13 protein-coding genes are annotated in these 16594 nt (G+C 70.2%); 9 read left to right on the top strand and 4 right to left on the bottom strand.

All coding sequences use genetic code 11. From position 1 onward, the window contains the following. The first annotated feature begins 98 nt into the window (after positions 1 to 98). Positions 99 to 524, top strand: a complete 426-nt coding sequence (locus J2853_RS38900) for a GNAT family N-acetyltransferase (protein WP_307566187.1) — start codon at positions 99 to 101, stop codon at positions 522 to 524. A gap of 99 nt (positions 525 to 623) precedes the next feature. Then, positions 624 to 4052 (top strand): AfsR/SARP family transcriptional regulator, encoded by a 3429-nt coding sequence (locus J2853_RS38895; protein WP_307566185.1) that lies wholly within the window; start codon positions 624 to 626, stop codon positions 4050 to 4052. Between the two features lie 237 nt (positions 4053 to 4289). Here the strand turns inward: J2853_RS38895 and J2853_RS38890 are convergent, their stop codons facing one another. Beyond that, positions 4290 to 5798 carry an FAD-dependent oxidoreductase gene (locus J2853_RS38890; RefSeq protein ID WP_307566183.1) on the bottom strand — a complete coding sequence of 503 codons (1509 nt, stop codon included), beginning with the start codon at positions 5796 to 5798 and terminating at the stop codon, positions 4290 to 4292. Between the two features lie 427 nt (positions 5799 to 6225). Here J2853_RS38890 and J2853_RS38885 point away from each other — a divergent pair, with 427 nt between their 5' ends. The 3 genes from J2853_RS38885 (at position 6226) to J2853_RS38875 (ending at position 7851) form a co-directional block, all read left to right on the top strand. Beyond that, complete coding sequence (locus J2853_RS38885) at positions 6226 to 6666, top strand: hypothetical protein (protein WP_307566181.1); 441 nt, start codon at positions 6226 to 6228, stop codon at positions 6664 to 6666. A gap of 210 nt (positions 6667 to 6876) precedes the next feature. After that, positions 6877 to 7320, top strand: coding sequence for a hypothetical protein (locus tag J2853_RS38880; RefSeq protein ID WP_307566179.1), 444 nt, complete (start codon positions 6877 to 6879; stop codon positions 7318 to 7320). Positions 7321 to 7380: 60 nt separating this feature from the next. Next, the gene (locus J2853_RS38875) at positions 7381 to 7851 is read left to right on the top strand and encodes a MarR family winged helix-turn-helix transcriptional regulator (RefSeq protein ID WP_307566177.1); all 471 of its coding nucleotides are present in this window, start codon (positions 7381 to 7383) and stop codon (positions 7849 to 7851) included. Positions 7852 to 7854: 3 nt separating this feature from the next. Here J2853_RS38875 and J2853_RS38870 read toward each other — a convergent pair whose 3' ends face one another. Together J2853_RS38870 and J2853_RS38865 are read right to left on the bottom strand one after the other, a co-directional pair. Then, the gene (locus tag J2853_RS38870) at positions 7855 to 8229 is read right to left on the bottom strand and encodes an STAS domain-containing protein (protein ID WP_307566175.1); all 375 of its coding nucleotides are present in this window, start codon (positions 8227 to 8229) and stop codon (positions 7855 to 7857) included. 195 nt (positions 8230 to 8424) lie between these two features. Then, positions 8425 to 9357: an anti-sigma factor RsbA family regulatory protein gene (locus J2853_RS38865; protein WP_307568962.1), complete on the bottom strand. Its 933-nt coding sequence runs from the start codon at positions 9355 to 9357 to the stop codon at positions 8425 to 8427. A 464-nt stretch (positions 9358 to 9821) separates the two neighbouring features. On the opposite strand from J2853_RS38865, the gene J2853_RS38860 reads away from it, so the two are divergent. Further along, the gene (locus tag J2853_RS38860; RefSeq protein WP_307566172.1) at positions 9822 to 10793 is read left to right on the top strand and encodes an NAD-dependent epimerase/dehydratase family protein; all 972 of its coding nucleotides are present in this window, start codon (positions 9822 to 9824) and stop codon (positions 10791 to 10793) included. 310 nt (positions 10794 to 11103) lie between these two features. Here the strand turns inward: J2853_RS38860 and J2853_RS38855 are convergent, their stop codons facing one another. After that, complete coding sequence (locus tag J2853_RS38855; protein WP_307566170.1) at positions 11104 to 11454, bottom strand: DUF3140 domain-containing protein; 351 nt, start codon at positions 11452 to 11454, stop codon at positions 11104 to 11106. A gap of 459 nt (positions 11455 to 11913) precedes the next feature. Between J2853_RS38855 and J2853_RS38850 the strand changes: the two genes are divergently transcribed. From J2853_RS38850 to J2853_RS38840, 3 genes are all read left to right on the top strand, one after another. Beyond that, a complete protein-coding gene (locus J2853_RS38850; RefSeq protein WP_307566169.1) occupies positions 11914 to 12627 on the top strand; it encodes a TetR/AcrR family transcriptional regulator in 714 nt (237 codons plus the stop codon). An 84-nt stretch (positions 12628 to 12711) separates the two neighbouring features. After that, positions 12712 to 14445 (top strand): ABC transporter ATP-binding protein, encoded by a 1734-nt coding sequence (locus J2853_RS38845; RefSeq protein ID WP_307566167.1) that lies wholly within the window; start codon positions 12712 to 12714, stop codon positions 14443 to 14445. Beyond that, entirely contained in the window at positions 14442 to 16475 is a 2034-nt protein-coding gene (locus J2853_RS38840; protein WP_307566165.1) for an ABC transporter ATP-binding protein, read from the top strand. The genes J2853_RS38845 and J2853_RS38840 overlap by 4 nt, the downstream gene beginning before the upstream one ends. The last annotated feature ends 119 nt before the right edge of the window (positions 16476 to 16594 follow it).

Genomic DNA, 16594 nt, shown 5'->3' with positions numbered 1-16594 from the left:
GGCCACGCCCCCGGACCACACCGCGCACCCGGCTGTACGGCTAGGTTGGCCATGAAACCCCCTTACTCTCACTCATCAGGATCATGGAGCCTTACTGAATGCTCATCGCCCAGGAGACGTCGTTCGATGAGAACGAGATTTTCCAGCTTTACGACTCGGTGGGCTGGAAGCCCTGGACTCGCGATATCGCGAAGGTCCTCAGGAGCCTGGAGAAGTCGCATCTCGTCCTCACCGCGCGCGACGAAACCGGGAAGCTCCTCGGCCTCGCCAGAACGGTCTCCGACGACGAGATGATCTGCTACGTCCAGGAATTGCTGGTCAACCGGGAGTTCCACGGCCAGGGCATCGGCCGCCGGCTCCTCGAATTCCTCAAGGACCGCTACGTCCACTGTCGGTATTTCGTCCTGACCACTGACCACGAATCCGCACAGGAGGGGCCGGCCAATCACGCCTTCTACAGAAGGCTCGGCTTGATCGAGCATCACGAGCAGGGATTGTCGGCCTTCGGGCTGCGGGTCGGCTGATTCCCCCAATGGCTGTTCCACCGTTCCTCAACCCCGGCACCCGCGCGGGGTTCGATCATGGTCTCCAGGTAAGGGCCCGGAGGAGACAATGAAGATGTCATGCGAATCGGGATCCTGGGACCGCTGTACGTACACGACGCCGAGATCCACGGCGCGCGCCTGAGGGCGCTCCTGGTCAGGTTCGCCCTCAGCCCCGGCCGCGTGATCACCACCGAACGGCTGATCGACGACCTCTGGGCGGACGGCCCGCCCGCCAATCCGGCGAACGCCCTGCAGTCGCTGGTCTCACGGCTCCGCCGCGAGCTGCCCGGCCTGATCGTGTCCCATCCGGCCGGGTATCTCCTGGACCTTCCCCAGCAGGCGATCGACGCCTGGGTCTTCGAGCGGCTGGCCGGTGAGGGGCGCGCGGCGTCGGACGATCCCGTCCTGGCCGCGTCCCTGCTGCGCGAGGCGCTGTCCCTCTGGCGCGGTACGGCTCTCGCCGACGCGTCGGACCTGGCCTTCGCCCTCGCCCCGGCCACCCGTCTGGAGGAGCTGCGGCTGTCGGCGCTTCGGGCGCGGTTCGACGCCGACCTGTCCCTGGCCGGCGGGTGGAGCGCGGGCTCGGCGCCGTCCGGCCTGGTGGCGGAGCTGGAGGAGGTGACGGCGGCGCACCCCCTGCGCGAGCCGTTCCATGCCCAGCTCGTGCTGGCCCTGCTCGCCGAGGGGCGCCGCGCGGACGCGCTGGAGACCTTCGAGCGGATCAGGCTGCGCCTCGCCGACCGGCTCGGCATGGACCCCGGCCCCGAGCTCCGCGCCGCGCATCTCACCGCCCTGCGCGACGAACCGCCCCGTACGGCTGCCGCCCCTCACGACGACGCTCCGTCACCGGGCGGCGACGCGGCCTCTCCTGCCGAGATCTCGCCCCCGGGCCGGAACGCGGCCGCCCGAGGTGATGGCGTTCCGGCCCGGCGAGCCGCCTTCGGCCCCCGGGGGAACCTGCCCGCCCCGCTGACGAGCTTCGTCGGCAGGCAGGCGGATCTGGCCCGGCTCGAAGGGCTGCTGGAGAGCGCCCGGCTGGTCACCCTCACGGGTCCCGGCGGCGCGGGCAAGACCAGGCTGGCGATCGAGACCGCCGCGACACTCGACGTGCCGGACGGCGTCTGGCTGGTCGAGCTGGCCTCCCTCTCGGATCCCTCCGACGTGGCGGCGGCCGTACGGGCCACGCTGGTCGGGGGCCTCCTGACGGACCACGTCGGCGCGCCGTGGGACGGCATGGGACCCGCGGGATCGCAGAGCCCGCTGGAGTGGCTGGCCTCGGCGATCCGTGGCAGGTCGCCGGTGCTGGTGCTGGACAACTGCGAGCATGTGATCGACGAGGTGGCGCGGGTCGCCGACCGGCTGCTGGCCGCCTCCGGCGGGCTGCGGATCCTCGCCACGAGCAGGGAACCCCTGGACATCACCGGCGAGAGCCTCCACCCGGTGCTCCCCCTCGAACTCCCCGCCCCGGACGCCGGCGTCGAGGAGACGCTGGCCTGCCCGGCCGTGGCGCTGTTCGCCGACCGTGCGGAGGCGGCCCTGCCCGGCCTGCGCTTCGACGGCGCCGACCTGTCCGACGTGGTGCGGGTGTGCAGGGAGCTCGACGGCATCCCTCTCGCGATCGAGCTGGCCGCCGCCCGGCTGCGCTCCCTCACCCCCGGCCAGCTCGCCGACATGATCGGTGATCGGCTGGCGTTTCGCGGAGGCCGTACGGCACAGCCGAGACACCGCACGCTGCGAGCGGTGATCGACTGGAGCTGGGACCTGCTGAACGCCGATGAGCAGGAACTTCTGCGCCGGATGTCGGTGTTCTCCGGAGGCGCGACCATGGAGGCGGTGCGGCGGATCTGCGGGCACGGGGTGGATCAGATCACCTCACTCGTCGACAGGTCTCTCGTGACGATCTCTCCGGAGAAACGCGAAGGCCGCGGCCCATCGGAAACCCGTGAGAACGGCGGCTCGCCGAAGAATCGCGAAAACGGCGGCCTGCCGGAAACGTACGAGAATCGCGGCTCATCGGAAAGGCGTGAGGGCGGCGTCCGGTACCGGCTGCTGGAGACGCTGCGGCAGTACGCCGCCGAGAAGCTGGAGGAGGCGGGCGAGACCGACCGGGTGCGGGCGGAGCACGCCCTTCACTTCGTGGAGCTGATCGAGGCGGCGGGACCGCCGCTGCGGACCGGAGACCAGCTGCGCGAGCTCGCGGTGATCGACGCCGAGCAGGGAAACCTGGACGCCGCCCTCGACCACGCGATCTCCTCGGGAGACGGCGACCTGGCACTACGAATGATCATGGCCAGGCTGTGGCCGTGGGTGATGCGGGGACGGAGCCGCGAGGCGGGGAAGTGGGCGGCCGCGGTGCTGGAGGCCGTCGGGGACGAGGCGCCCCGGGGCCGGGAGATGGCGCACGCGCTGTGCGTGCTGATCGCCCCGGCGGAGCCGTACCTGACGCGAACGCGCGTCGTGCCCGCCGAGTTGTCGCGGGCACTGCGAACGCTGAGGGAGGCGGACCACCCGGCGGCGCTGGGGTCGTGGGCGATCGCGGGCGGCTATGTCGGCGTGACCGACGACGTCCTCGAACAGGCGTCGGCCATGGCCGGGAGGTTCGCCGGCCACCCCGATCCGTGGACGAGGGCGACCTCCCGGCTGGTGGGCGGGATCGTCGAGTTCGAGTACGGGCGCGCGGGGGTGTCCCGGGCGGAGGGCCTGCTGTGGCCGGCGCTCGACGGCTACCGCCTGACCGGTGACCGGTGGGGGCTGTCGCTCGCGCTCTACTGGCTGTCGCTGGTGGCGGAGAATCGCGGTGATTCGGCGGAGGCCCTGTCGCTGCTGGAGGAGTCGGTGGCTCCCGCGACGGAGATCGGCGGTCTGGAGACGATCCCGGGTCCGATCATGTTGCGGGTACGGCTCGGCCAGCTCCGTCTCCGCACCGGTGACCTCACCGGTGCGGAGACGGAGCTGGATCGGGCCGGAGAGGCGGTGGAACGGGCGGGCGACGTGGTCGCGGCCGCCCGCGTCCGGCATGCCCGTGGGGAGCTGGCCCGACGGCGAGGCGAGCTCGGGGAGGCCGAGGCGCTGCTCCGCGAAGCGCTGGAGCTCGTGCGAGGGCAGGTCATGGCCTCCCCCCAGCTGATCGCACTGATCAACGTCGAGCTGTCCAGGGTGCTCGGCCTGCGCGGCGAGCGGGACCTCGCCCGCTCGCCGCTCCGCCACGCGCTCGAAGCGATCGCTTCGAGCGGGGATCAGACCGTTCGCGCGTCGATCCTGGAGGGGGTCGCCGAGTGGTCCGCCTCGGTCGGTGATCTGGAGGGGGTAGCCGTGCTGATCGGAGCGGCGTACGCGCTTCGCGGCATCACGCGGACCTCGGACCCGGCCGTCGCCTCGCTGGACGCCAGGGCCGCCGAGGCCCTGGGCGAGGACCGCCGCCGGGTGGCGCACCACCGGGGCGCCGCCCTGCCGAGTCCCGAGTCGTTCGCTCTGACGATGATCGCCGGCGAACCACAGCCGTCGTGAACGGGCCACGCCCGCCCTCCACCGGCTCCGGGGATCACGCGAATCGCGGTCGCCTTGAGCGGGCGGCGCTCTTCCCGCCACGGGCTCCGGGCCGCCGCCCCGGATCACGCGCGAATCGCGGTCGCCTTGAGCGGGCGGCGCTCTTCCCGCCACGGGCTCCGGGCCGCCGCCCCGGATCACGCGCGAATCGTGATCACCCTGAGCGGGCGGCGCCCCGCCCGTTCCTGGCTCCGGGGCTCACGCGCCGGCCGCCGTCACCCCGAGCAGGTAGTCTCCGAGGCCGCTCTCGTCACCGTGGTAGCCGACGTAGCCGTCGGGGCGGATGAGCACGAGGCCCCGGCCGTAGTGGTCGTGGACCTGCCCGTCGACGTCGATCAGGTCACCGGCTTCGCCCCGGTGGGCCACGGTGTGCGCGCGCACCGCCGCGCCGTACGTCGCGTTGATCTCCTTGACGAGCGAGGCGTGGGCCGTACCGAGGGCCAGGAGGGTGAAGTGAGGCCCGCGCAGGGCGTCGAAGAGGCGTCCGCCTTCGAGCGTCGCGTCGGGAACGCGCTCACCGCCGCGCTCACCGGCGGCCAGCGAGCCGTCGCGGTAGCCGAGCAGGAGTTGCTGCGTCTCCTCGTCGCGGACGTGAGCGTCCTGCTCGTTCCGCTTGGCCCTGGCGTAGAGCCTGGTGCTGATGCCGAGCACGTCCGCCGCCACCGGCAGCCGCTCCTCCTCGTAGGTGTCCAGGAGCCGTTCGGGAGCGCCGCCGAGGACACCCGAGAGCTTCCAGCCGAGGTTGTACGCGTCCTGCACGCCGGTGTTGAGCCCCTGGCCCCCGGCCGGCGAGTGGACGTGGGCGGCGTCTCCCGCGAGGAGGACGCGGCCCACGCGGAATCGTTCGGCCATCCGGATGTTCACCCGGTAGAGCGACATCCAGGTGAGGTCGGTGAAGCGGACGTCCGTACGCCCGGAGCCCTCGTCGAAGATCTTCTGAAAGTATTCCAGGGACGGCTCGGGGGCCTCCTCCGCGGTGAACGGCATGGTGAACTGGAACACGTCGGTGCCCGGGAGCGGGCACAGCGTGAAACGCATCGTACGGGTGGCCATGTCGGCCCAGGCGTGCCAGTGCTCACGGTCCAGGTCAGGGGTCCTGACGTCCCCGATGAGCATGCGCTCGGTTTCGAACGTGTCGCCCTCGAATCCGACGCCGAGGTGCTTGCGCACGAAACTGCGCCCGCCGTCCGCTCCGGCGAGATAGGCGCACCGCACGCGCCGGGCGCCACCTGGAGCGCCACCCCCGGCTCCGTCAGGAGCGGTGCTCTCCAGGGTGACCGTGACCCCGTCCGCGTCCTGCTCGAACGCGATCACCTCGGTGCCGAGCTCCACATGGTGGCCCAGCTCGGCGAGCCGCTCCCGCAGGATCCGCTCGACTCGCCACTGCGGCTGCATGAGGACCATCGGGTACGGCACGGCGGCCTCGGGCTCCCTGAGCTCGTGCATCCTGCCCTCCCAGACCACCTGGTCACCCGAGTAGGAACGGATGGGCGGGTAGACCCGGCCGGTGGCGACGATCTCGTCGATCACGCCGAGGTCGTCGAACACCTCCTGGGTTCGCGGCTGCAGGCCCTTGCCGCGCGATCCGACGGGGTGTTCCGGAGCCTTCTCCACGATCCTGAGGCTCACTCCGCGCCGGGCCAGCTCGATGGCGAGCGTGAGTCCCGTCGGCCCGGCGCCGACGATGAGTACCTGGATTTCGTTCATCACTGTCTCCCTCGGTGGATACGGATCCCCCGGTGGTCACGGGTCCCCGGTGGTCACGGGTCCCCGGTGGTCACGGGTTCCTCGGTGGTCACGGAGACGAGCGTGTACGGCCGCGCTGCCAGATCGCTGTCAGGACGCTGTCCGCTCCACCCCGCCCGGCCCGCGCCGGCCCCGTCGGCGGATGGGCCGGAGGCCCGCCGGTGGGCATGAGAGATCACACCGTGTGAGTACGGTCACAGGAGTCGCACACCTGATCAGACATGTCCGATTCGACTGTCCACAGCCTCCCGAAGAGGGATTATCCAAGGGGTGGCAGCGTGCCGGACGGGGTCGTCACGCCACCGTGACCGGCAAACTCATCCTCGGTTCGGCCGACATGTGATCTCCTAGGGCCCTGGCAGCGGGGGTCGGGAGGTACGGTCGGCTCATGCCTGAACGCAGCATGCCCCACGACGCCTCTTCCTGGGCGTGCCCCCATGGGCAGGACGCCCGCCGAGGATGCGAGGCCTGCTACGAGGAATCGACCGCCCCCGGTCCGGGGCTGTCGTTCTGGGAGGTCGTCGCGTGGTTCACCACCGACCGGCCGATCCCCATCAGGACCCTCCAGGACGTCCACCACCACGGCCGCCATTTCGCCCTCGACCAGCCGTCCGCCCCGCTGGTCTACCTTCTGACCGGCGAAGCCCACGCCCGCGACGGCGTTCAGGCCGTGGCGAGCGTGATCGGCTTCCTCCTGCAGAACCGGCACGTGATCGCCGACTTCACCGTCACCGAGACCCGGGCCACCCATCGCTCACCGGCCACCCCCGCCAAGCCCAAGACGACCCGTCAGACGGACACCTGGCTTCACGAGCGCGCGAACCCCTGACGGGCGCTCCGGGCCCCGGCGGTCGCCGAGCCGAGCTCCCGGCGCGGGGCGGAAGGCGGCGGAACGGAGCGGGCGCCTTCCGCCCGCGCCGGGAGCCGCCGGAACGGCGAGAACCACAAGGTCACGAAGGGGACGAAGGCACCCGGACTTGATTGATGCCGTGCTCTGGGGGAACTTTGGTACTCCACCCCAGGAAGGTACGGTCAGCTCATGTCCGAGCGCAGTATGCCGCACGACCCCAGCGCTTGGGCGTGCCCTCATGGGCAGGACGCCCGCCGAGGCTGTGTGGCATGCTACGAGGAATCGACCGACGCCGACCCGGAACTGTCGTTCTGGGAGGTCGTCGCGTGGTTCACCACCGACCGGCCGATCCCCATCAGGACCCTCCAAGATGTCCACCACCACGGCCGCCGCTTCGCCCTCGACCAGCCGTCCACTCCGCTGGTCTATCTCCTGACCGGTCACGCCCGCGCCGTCGACAGCGTGCAGGCGATCGCGGGCGTGGTCGGTTTCCTGCTGCACAACCGGCACGTGGTCACCAGCTTCGTCGTCACCGAGACCCGGGCCACCCGTCGCTCGGCCGCCACCCCGTCCGGGCCCGTCAGGAGCCGTCAGACCGATGTCTGGCTCCACGATCGCCGTCGTTCCCGATGACCTCGCCGACCGCTAAACTGGACAATATGGTTGTCGAAACAGCACGTCAGGCCGTCAATCGTGCCGGATGACACTCCCGGCTTCGAGCTTCCGCTCCGGCTCTTCTTCGGCTTCCGGGTGCTCATCGACGCACTCCACACCGAGCTCGCCCGCCAGGGTCACCCCGATCTGCGGCCGATGCACGGCTTCGTCCTCCAGGCGATCGGCTCTCGCGGCACGACCGCCGTCGAACTCGGCAGGCGACTGGGGGTCTCCAAGCAGGCGGCGGGCAAGACGGTCGACACCCTGGAGCACCTGGGCTACGTCCAGCGCGGCTCCGACCCCGCCGACGCGCGGCGCAAGATCATACGACTGACGGAGCGGGGCGTGGACAGCCTGGTGCGGTCGGCGCGCATCTTCGACGACCTGCGGGCGGGCTGGGCGAAGACTCTCGGGCGTGAACGCCTGCACGCCCTGGAGGCCGATCTGCGCGCGGTGACCCCGGCGGACGTCTTCCGGCTCGACGTGCCCGGCTGGTTCGGCGGCTACTGAGGTTCAGGAGCGGGCGGGCCGGGCGTCCAGGGCGTCCCGGAGGGTGGGGAAGACGGGGATGCGCATCGTCAGCCCGGTGATCCAGAGGATGCGGGTGGCGCCGCGTTCGGTGGCCACCAGGGCGAACCAGCCGTCCTGGCCGAGGGCCTGCTTCCAGGAGGTGACGATGAGACCGGTCGCCCGGGAGTCCAGGAGGTCGAGACCCGAGAGATCCACGATCAGGTCCGAGCCGAACAGGGCGAAAGCCTCGTCGATGAAGTCACCGGCGAGGTCGTGGATCGAGAAGTCGAGGCTTCCCCGGATCACCACGACCCCCGCGCCTTCGGTGGCGGTGGCCCAGAACTCAGCGGCCGTCGTCTTCAGATGAAGCTCGGACATCAGCCGCTCTCCTGGGTGGGCGATGTAACCCGTGTGACCAGAATGCAGGTGTCATCGGTCACCGGATCGAATTCTTCCGCGTTCACCGTACCCCGGCTCGATCCAAGGTCGAGGTCGGCGCAGGGCATCGGGCGGTGAGACACGCTCCGCGCCCGATGCGCCGGGAGGCTCCTCCGCCGTTCACCGGAGAGCAGGTCAGCGGAGGTCGAAGTGGACGCGAACGGTGGTGCCGTCCGGGCCGGTGTGGACGCGGACGAGATCGCCGAGAAGATTGGTCACGAGCAGGCCGCGGCAGCCCCGCTGCCGGGGAGTGACCGGGCGACGCCCGGCGAGGGGGTCGGTGATGTGACCGGCGTCACTGATGTCGAAGATCACCTGCCGGCCCTCCGGCCACACGCGCAGGACCCCCGCCCCACCCCCGTGGTCGAGGCTGTTGGCGGCCAGCTCGCTGACGATCAGCCGCAGGTCCTCAAGGCGTTCTCCGGCGAGCCCCGCCCGGGCGGCGTGGTCGACGGCGAACGTGCGCACGAGCGCCAGTGCCCCGTGGCCGAAGGCGAAGACGGCGACGGCCGGAGGCGGGTCGAGCAGCGGCCGGTTGTAATCCCGCACGATGCGTTCGGGCGCGTAGTCGCCGCTGGAACGCGAGCCGGAGTCGTCGAGGAGGACGGGGTGGGTCGCCTCGGCGTCCTTGATGACCTCCGGGTCCAGTCCTTCGAGGTCGTAGGGGCACAGGACGGTGACGGCCCGCCCCGAGAACGCGAGGTTGATCAGAGCCTCGTGCTGCACGCACGCCGGATACTCCACCGCCGACCGGCCGGGCCAGATCGACTCGCTGACGATGCGGACCCCGCCGGAGGGGTGCGGGTCGGCGAAGGCGCGCAGGACCCCGGGAATGATGCGCCCTGGATTGCGACCGGCCTCCGCCATGTCGAAGAACCGCACCTCGGAGGCCATCTCACCCAGTTCGGCCCGGAGCGGTTCCAGATTGCGACCGGGCACGGCCACCGCGACCGGCTCACCCGCCTCCAGACCCTCACGGACGAAGGGCACGACGCCGTCGAGATACTGCCGGCTCCCCCGGTAGAACAGCGCCGGATGAGCGAACGGTTCCGCCTCGGTGTCCGCCATGCTCACCTGGTCTCCACTTCGATCGGGCAAGGATCTGAGCCGATCAAGGTGAGTACGGATCTCAGACGGTATGGGAAACGACCGTCGATGCGGAGAGCCTCGGCGTCCGGCCCGTGAACGCAGGACGCCGGACCGTCGGCCCTCACCGCCTGCGTCATCGCGGAAACCGGCATCGTCGCGGAAGCCGGCGTCGTCGCGGAAGCCGGCCCGGGAGGTCCCGGCTCTGGCCGGATCAACACTGTGACCACCCTGAAGTCGATGATGGACTCTTACAAAGTACCCGCTTTCAGCAGAAAGCCGGAGGAGTACGGGCGGTACCACGAGGAGACCGCCACGACCGTGACCTCGAAGTACGCGGCGCGAACATTCCACGCGACCGGAACCTCGAAACCTGCGGCGCGAACGTCTTCACCTCAAGCCGGTGGCGGTAAATCAAGCCACCCATATACGACAAAATGGCATACATGAGGATTCTGATCATTGGCGGAACGCGATTTGTCGGCCGTCACATCACCGAGGCCGCGCTCGCGGCTGGACACGAGGTCTCCCTGATCCACCGCGGGAAGACGGGCCCGGACCTGTTCCCCGAGGCCGAACACCTGCTGGCCGATCGCGACGCGGACCTGTCGATCCTGAGCGGCCGGCGGTGGGACGCGACGATCGACGTCAGCGCCTACCTCCCGTCGCAGGTCACCCATCTCGCCGGCGCGCTCGCCACCGACCAGTACGTCTTCGTCTCCACCGTCGCGGTGTACGACCCGAAGACGCCGAACTTCACCGAGGACGCGCCCCTGGCCGAGTTCGACGGACCGGTCACCGAAGAGGTGACCGGCAAGAGCTACGGCCCGCTGAAGGTCCTGTGCGAGCGGGCGGCCGTCGACGCGTTCGGCTCCGCGACGCTGATCGTGCGGCCCACCTACGTGATCGGCCCGTACGACTACACCGGCCGCTTCACCTACTGGGTGAACCGGATCGCGCGCGGCGGCGAGGTCCTCGCGCCCGGCAACCCCGACGACCTCGTCCAGGTGATCGACGGGCGCGACATGGCCTCCTGGATGATCGCCATGATCGAGAAGAAGGCCCCGGGCACCTTCCACGCGGTCAGCCCCACCTCCTCGTTCACCTTCGGCGACATGCTGGAGGCGATCGTGGCCGAGGTCGGACCCCCCGGAACCACTCTGACCTGGGTCGGGCAGGACTTCCTGCTGGCCGAGGGCGAGACCGGCCGGTCGCTGCCGCTCTGGTCGCAGGGCGGGAACGGAAGCGCGACCAACACCGCGAACCCGGCGGCGGCCTACGCCGCGGGGCTCAGCCCGCGTCCCCTCGGCACGTCGATCCGCGAGATCCGCGACGCGGACGCCTCCTTCTCGACGGACACCACGATCACCCCGGACCGGGAGGCCGACCTCCTGTCCCGCTGGGGAGCGCAGCAGTAGCTCCGCCTCGTACGGCGCGGCGCCGGATGACGGACGTCGCCCCGTAGGCCGCGGAACCGGTTGACCGAACCGGACCTCGGCCGGGGCCGCGTCGACGGCCCTCTCCTCTCCCCGCCGGACAGCGGGATGCCCGCGCGTCCCCTGCCGGTGGCGAGACGGCCGCGCGCTTCCTGCCGCGCGGTGGACGACGGTCCGCGGACCGCCTCTCGACCGCCGTCGCCCGCGGTCGCGCCGCCACCTCGCGCGACCGCGCTTCCCCCTGTCCTTTCCGAACGGCCGCCCAGAGCCGGACCGGCCGGATTCCCGGAGGTCAGATTCCCATCCGCGACGGCCTGAGCGGATTGTGGCCGACCTCCAGCAGTGCCCGCCGCCGGTCGTCGTCCTCGGCGTCGAAGGAATCGTCGGTCAGCGCGTCCTCGACCCGATCGATGGCCCGCTGCATCGTCTCGATGTCGTCCTGGGTGAGGTCGACCCGGCGCTTGCCGAGAACCTGCAGTACCTGACGCCCGAGTTCCGGCATCTGCGACTCGGGATCCCCGGAGAAGGTCTCTCCCGAGCCGGACGCCAGCAGGAAGGCCCGTAACTCCTCCGAGGTCATGTTCACGATTTCGTGAAACTCCTGCCACACCAGATCGAAGATCAGATCCGAACTCTCGGCCACCGTTCTCTCCTCTCCACGTCAGGCCGGACGGCCAGGTCACCGGATGCGGACCGGTGAGGGCGGCGGATCCGATCTCCGCCATCGGACGCCCGACGAGACAGACGCAGGCCGCCATACCCCGGCCCTCGCCGCACTAACAAACCCGCTGGTCAAACGCTTCCTCGGTCTCCCCGGCCAGGACGGCGAAGCGGTACGGCCCGGCCGGGCGGCCCGCGCATCCCCAGGTCGGCACGGCCCGGGAAGCCGTACGACCCGGCGAGCGGCACGGCCCCGCTTTCGGGTCCTCGTGGCCCCGCTCCCGGGTCTTCGTGGCCCCGCTTTCGGGTCTTCGTGGCCCCGCTCCCGGGTCCTCGTCGTCCGGGCCGGAGGGGTCCGGCTCCGACGTCCGTCCGAGCCGCCACGGCACAGCCGTCCACGTGAGTGAGTGAGCCACTCACTCACTCATATAGAGTGGGCCGTGTGACTTCGACCTCCCAGCGTGCCGCCCCCCTCCCACCGGACGAACGGCGGGCCGCACTCGTCGCGTCCACCCTGTCGCTGGTGCTCGCCCACGGCCCCGACGTGAGCACCCGGCAGATCGCGCAGGCCGCCGGTGTGGCGGAGGGGACGATCTTCCGGGTCTTCACCACCAAGGAAGAACTCGTGGACGCGGCCGTGGCCAGCGCCTTCGATCTCTCCCCGCTCCTGGGTGACCTGACGGCCATAGACCGCACGGCTCCCCTGCAGGTCAGGCTCGTCGCGGCGGTCGAGATCCTGCAGCAGCACACGACGCGCATCTTCCGGCTGGTGGACGCGCTGGGACCGCCCTGGCTCGCCAAGGCCGGTCGTAATCCCCGGGCCCGCACCGATCAGGGCAACGTCATCCGGCAGGCGCTCGCCGAGCTGATCGAGCCCGGCCCCGACCGGCTGCGATGCGAGCCGCTGGAGGCCGCACGCCGGCTGCAACTGATGACCACCGCGGGCAGCCATCCCCGGATCGTCGAGGGCAATCCGCTGTCGCCTCCGGAGATCGTCTCCATGTTGCTGGACGGAATCCGCCTGCGACCCGAATCCGAGCCGAGCCTCGGACACGATCCGAGCCCCGAACACGGCCTTTTCCCCGAACCCACGCAATCCGCCCACACCCCGAACCCGGCCCTCCCTCCGAACCCCCCGAACACGACCTCGCCCTAGAGCACGACCTTCCCCCTGAACACGACGCGCTCCGCGCGGACGCCCAGACGCGCCCCGCCCGGACGCCTCAAGTGGAGAACCCCCATGCTGAGTCGGTTGCTACGCACCTACCTCAAGCCATACTCGTCAACATTGATCATCGTGGTGGTGTTGCAGCTGGTCGGCACCATGGCCTCGCTGTACCTGCCCAGCCTGAACGCCGACATCATCGACCACGGCGTCGCCACCGGCGACACCGGCTACATCCTGTCCACCGGCGGCTGGATGCTGGCCGTGTCCCTCGTGCAGATCGGCTGCTCGATCGCGGCGGTCTACCACGGCGCCTACGCGGCGATGGGATTCGGACGTGACGTCCGCTCAGCCGTATTCCACCAGGTGGGCGGGTTCTCCGCCCGGGAGGTCTCCCAGTTCGGAGCACCCTCGTTGATCACCCGCAGCATCAACGACGTGCAGCAGGTCCAGATCCTCGTGGTGATGACCTGCACGATGCTGATCTCCGCGCCGATCATGTGCGTCGGCGGCATCATCATGGCGTTGCGGCAGGACGTCGGCCTGTCCTGGCTCATGCTCGTCTGCGTCCCCGCCCTGCTGGTGTCGATCGGCCTGATCGTCTTCCGGATGGTTCCCCAGTTCCGCGCGCTGCAGACCCGCATCGACACGGTCAACCAGGTGATGCGCGAGCAGCTGTCCGGCATTCGCGTCGTCCGCGCCTTCGTCCGCGAGCGTGAGGAGACCCAGCGGTTCGCCGTGGCGAACACCGCGCTGACCGACACCTCGCTGCGCGTCGGGCGGCTGAGCGCACTGATCTTCCCCATCGTGATGCTGATCCTCAACGCCTCCAGCGTCGCCGTGCTCTGGTTCGGCTCCGGCCGGGTGGACAGCGGCGAGATGCAGATCGGCGCCCTCACGGCGTTCCTCATGTATCTGATGCAGATCCTCACCTCGGTGATGATGGCCACCTTCATCTCGATCATGATTCCGCGCGCCGCGGTCTGCGCCGAGCGCATCGTCGAGGTGCTGGACACCGAGTCGTCGGTGGTCCCTCCCGAGAACCCCGTGCGGGAGGTGCACACTCGCGGCGAGCTGGAGATGCGCGACGTCGAGTTCCGCTACCCGGGCGCGGCGGCGCCGGTGCTGTCCGGCATCTCCTTCCGCGTCAGCGCGGGACAGACCACCGCCGTCATCGGCAGCACGGGGTCGGGCAAGACGACGCTGGTCTCCCTGATCCCCCGGCTGTTCGACGCCACCTCCGGCACGGTGTCGGTCGACGGCGTCGACGTCCGCGACCTCGACCCCCAGATGCTCTGGACGCGCATCGGCCTGGTGCCGCAGAAGCCGTACCTGTTCAGCGGCACCGTCGCGAGCAACCTGCGGTACGGCAAGCCGGACGCCAGCGACGAGGAGCTGTGGGAGGCGCTGGAGGTCGCCCAGGCCCGCGACTTCGTCGAGGCGATGCCCGAGGGTCTGGACGCGCCCATCGCCCAGGGCGGCACGAACGTGTCCGGCGGGCAACGGCAGCGGCTCTCCATCGCCCGGGCCCTGGTCAGCAAGCCTGAGATCTACCTGTTCGACGACTCGTTCTCGGCGCTCGACCTGTCCACCGACGCCCGGCTGCGCGCCGCCCTGCGTCCGCACATCGCCCAGGCCGCCGTCGTCATCGTCGGCCAGCGGATCTCCACCATCGCCGACGCCGACCAGATCGTCGTCCTCGACGACGGCCTGATCGTCGGCAAGGGAACCCACGAGGAACTCCTGGATTCCTGCCCGACCTACATCGAGATCGTCGAGTCCCAACTAGCCATGGAGAGCGCGGCATGAGCACCCCCACGACACCCACGCGGCCGCGACCGCCCGTGGGAGGCGGAGGCTTCGGACGGGGGCCGTTCGCAGGCGGGATGCCCGCGGAGAAGTCGATGAACTTCGGGCCGTCCACCCGGCGGCTGATGCGGCGGCTGGCCCCCGAACGCATGAAGGTCCTGGCCGTGATCTGCCTCGGCGTGATCAGCGTGGTGTTCTCCGTCATAGGACCGAAGATCCTCGGCCACGCGACGGACCTGATCTTCACCGGCGTGATCGGCAAGCAGTTGCCCCTCGGAGCGACCAAGGAGCAGGCGGTCGAGGCCGCCCGCGCGTCGGGCAACGACAACTTCGCCGGCCTGCTCACGGGGATGGACGTCGTACCCGGTCACGGGATCGACTTCGGCGCGCTGGGCACGGTCCTGATGTGGGCTCTGGTGCTCTTCGTCGCGGCGTCGGTCTTCGCCTGGATGCAGGGCTACCTGTTCAACGGCGTGGTGCAGCGCACCGTGTTCCGGCTGCGGTCGGACGTCGAGGACAAGATCAACCGGCTTCCCCTGCGGTTCTTCGACGGCCAGCCGCGCGGCGAGCTGCTCAGCCGGGTCACCAACGACATCGACAACGTGTCCCAGACCCTGCAGCAGACGCTGAGCCAGCTGCTGACCTCGGTGCTGACCCTGATCGGCGTGCTGGCGATGATGTTCGTGATCTCGCCGATGCTCGCGCTGATCGCCCTGGTGACCATCCCGCTGTCGGTGATCGCCACCGGGCAGATCGCGAAGCGCTCGCAGAAGCAGTTCGTCGCGCAGTGGTCCCACACCGGCGCCCTGAACGCCCACATCGAGGAGGCGTTCACCGGCCACGAGCTGGTGAAGGTGTTCGGACGCCGTCCCGAGGTCGAGGAGGTGTTCCGCGACAGGAACGAGAAGCTCTTCAAGGCCAGCTTCGGCGCCCAGTTCATCTCCGGGATCATCATGCCGATGATGATGTTCATCGGGAACCTCAACTACGTCGCCATCGCCGTCGTCGGAGGCCTGCGGGTCGCCACCGGGTCGATGAGCCTGGGCGACGTCCAGGCGTTCATCCAGTACTCGCGGCAGTTCACCCAGCCTCTGACCCAGGTCGCCTCGATGGCCAACCTCCTGCAGTCGGGGGTGGCGTCGGCCGAGCGGGTCTTCGAGCTGCTGGACGCCGAGGAGCAGGAGCCGGACCCCGCCACCCCGGTGCTGCCCACCGCCCGGCGGGGCCGCGTCGAGTTCGAGCACGTGTCCTTCCGCTACAACGAGGATCAGCCCCTCATCGAGGACCTGTCGCTGGTGGCCGAACCCGGGCACACCGTCGCGATCGTCGGACCGACCGGCGCGGGCAAGACCACCCTCGTCAACCTGGTCATGCGCTTCTACGAGCTGAACGCCGGCCGCATCACCCTCGACGGCGTCGACATCACCGCGATGAGCCGCGACGACCTGCGCTCGCACATCGGCATGGTGCTGCAGGACACCTGGCTGTTCGGCGGCACCATCCGCGACAACCTCGCCTACGGCAACCCCAAGGCCACCGAGGAGCAGATCCAGGCCGCCGCGCGGGCCACGTTCGTCGACCGGTTCGTGCGCACCCTGCCCGACGGCTACGACACCGTGATCGACGACGAGGGGAGCAATGTCAGCGCCGGCGAGAAGCAGTTGCTGACCATCGCCCGCGCCTTCCTCGCCGACCCGTCCCTGCTCATCCTCGACGAGGCCACCAGCTCGGTCGACACCCGGACCGAGGTCCTGGTGCAGCACGCGATGGCCGCGCTGCGCTCGGACCGCACCAGCTTCGTCATCGCCCACCGGCTGTCCACCATCCGCGACGCGGACCTCATCCTGGTGATGGAGTCCGGGAGCATCGTCGAGCACGGCACCCACGAGCAGCTCCTCGCCGCCCAGGGCGCCTACCACCGGTTGTACGCCGCGCAGTTCAGCGGCGCCGCGGTCCCGCTCGACGAGGAGACACCCGGCGAGGAGACGCCCGGCGGGAACCTGGCCGTGGCGCAGGGGCCGAAGGGATAACCGCGGCGAACCTCGAACCCCCGCACGGGGTCTCCCACCACCGGGAGACCCCGTGCACCGAGCCACGAGCCCCTCCCGAGGCCTCCTCACCGGCGCGCAGTACATTGGAATGAGCATTG

This window comes from Streptosporangium lutulentum, from assembly GCF_030811455.1.
GTDB classification, from domain to species: Bacteria; Actinomycetota; Actinomycetes; order Streptosporangiales; family Streptosporangiaceae; genus Streptosporangium; species Streptosporangium lutulentum.
The sequence above is the reverse complement of the archived record's forward strand: the minus strand, read 5'-3'. Positions and strand labels throughout refer to the sequence as shown.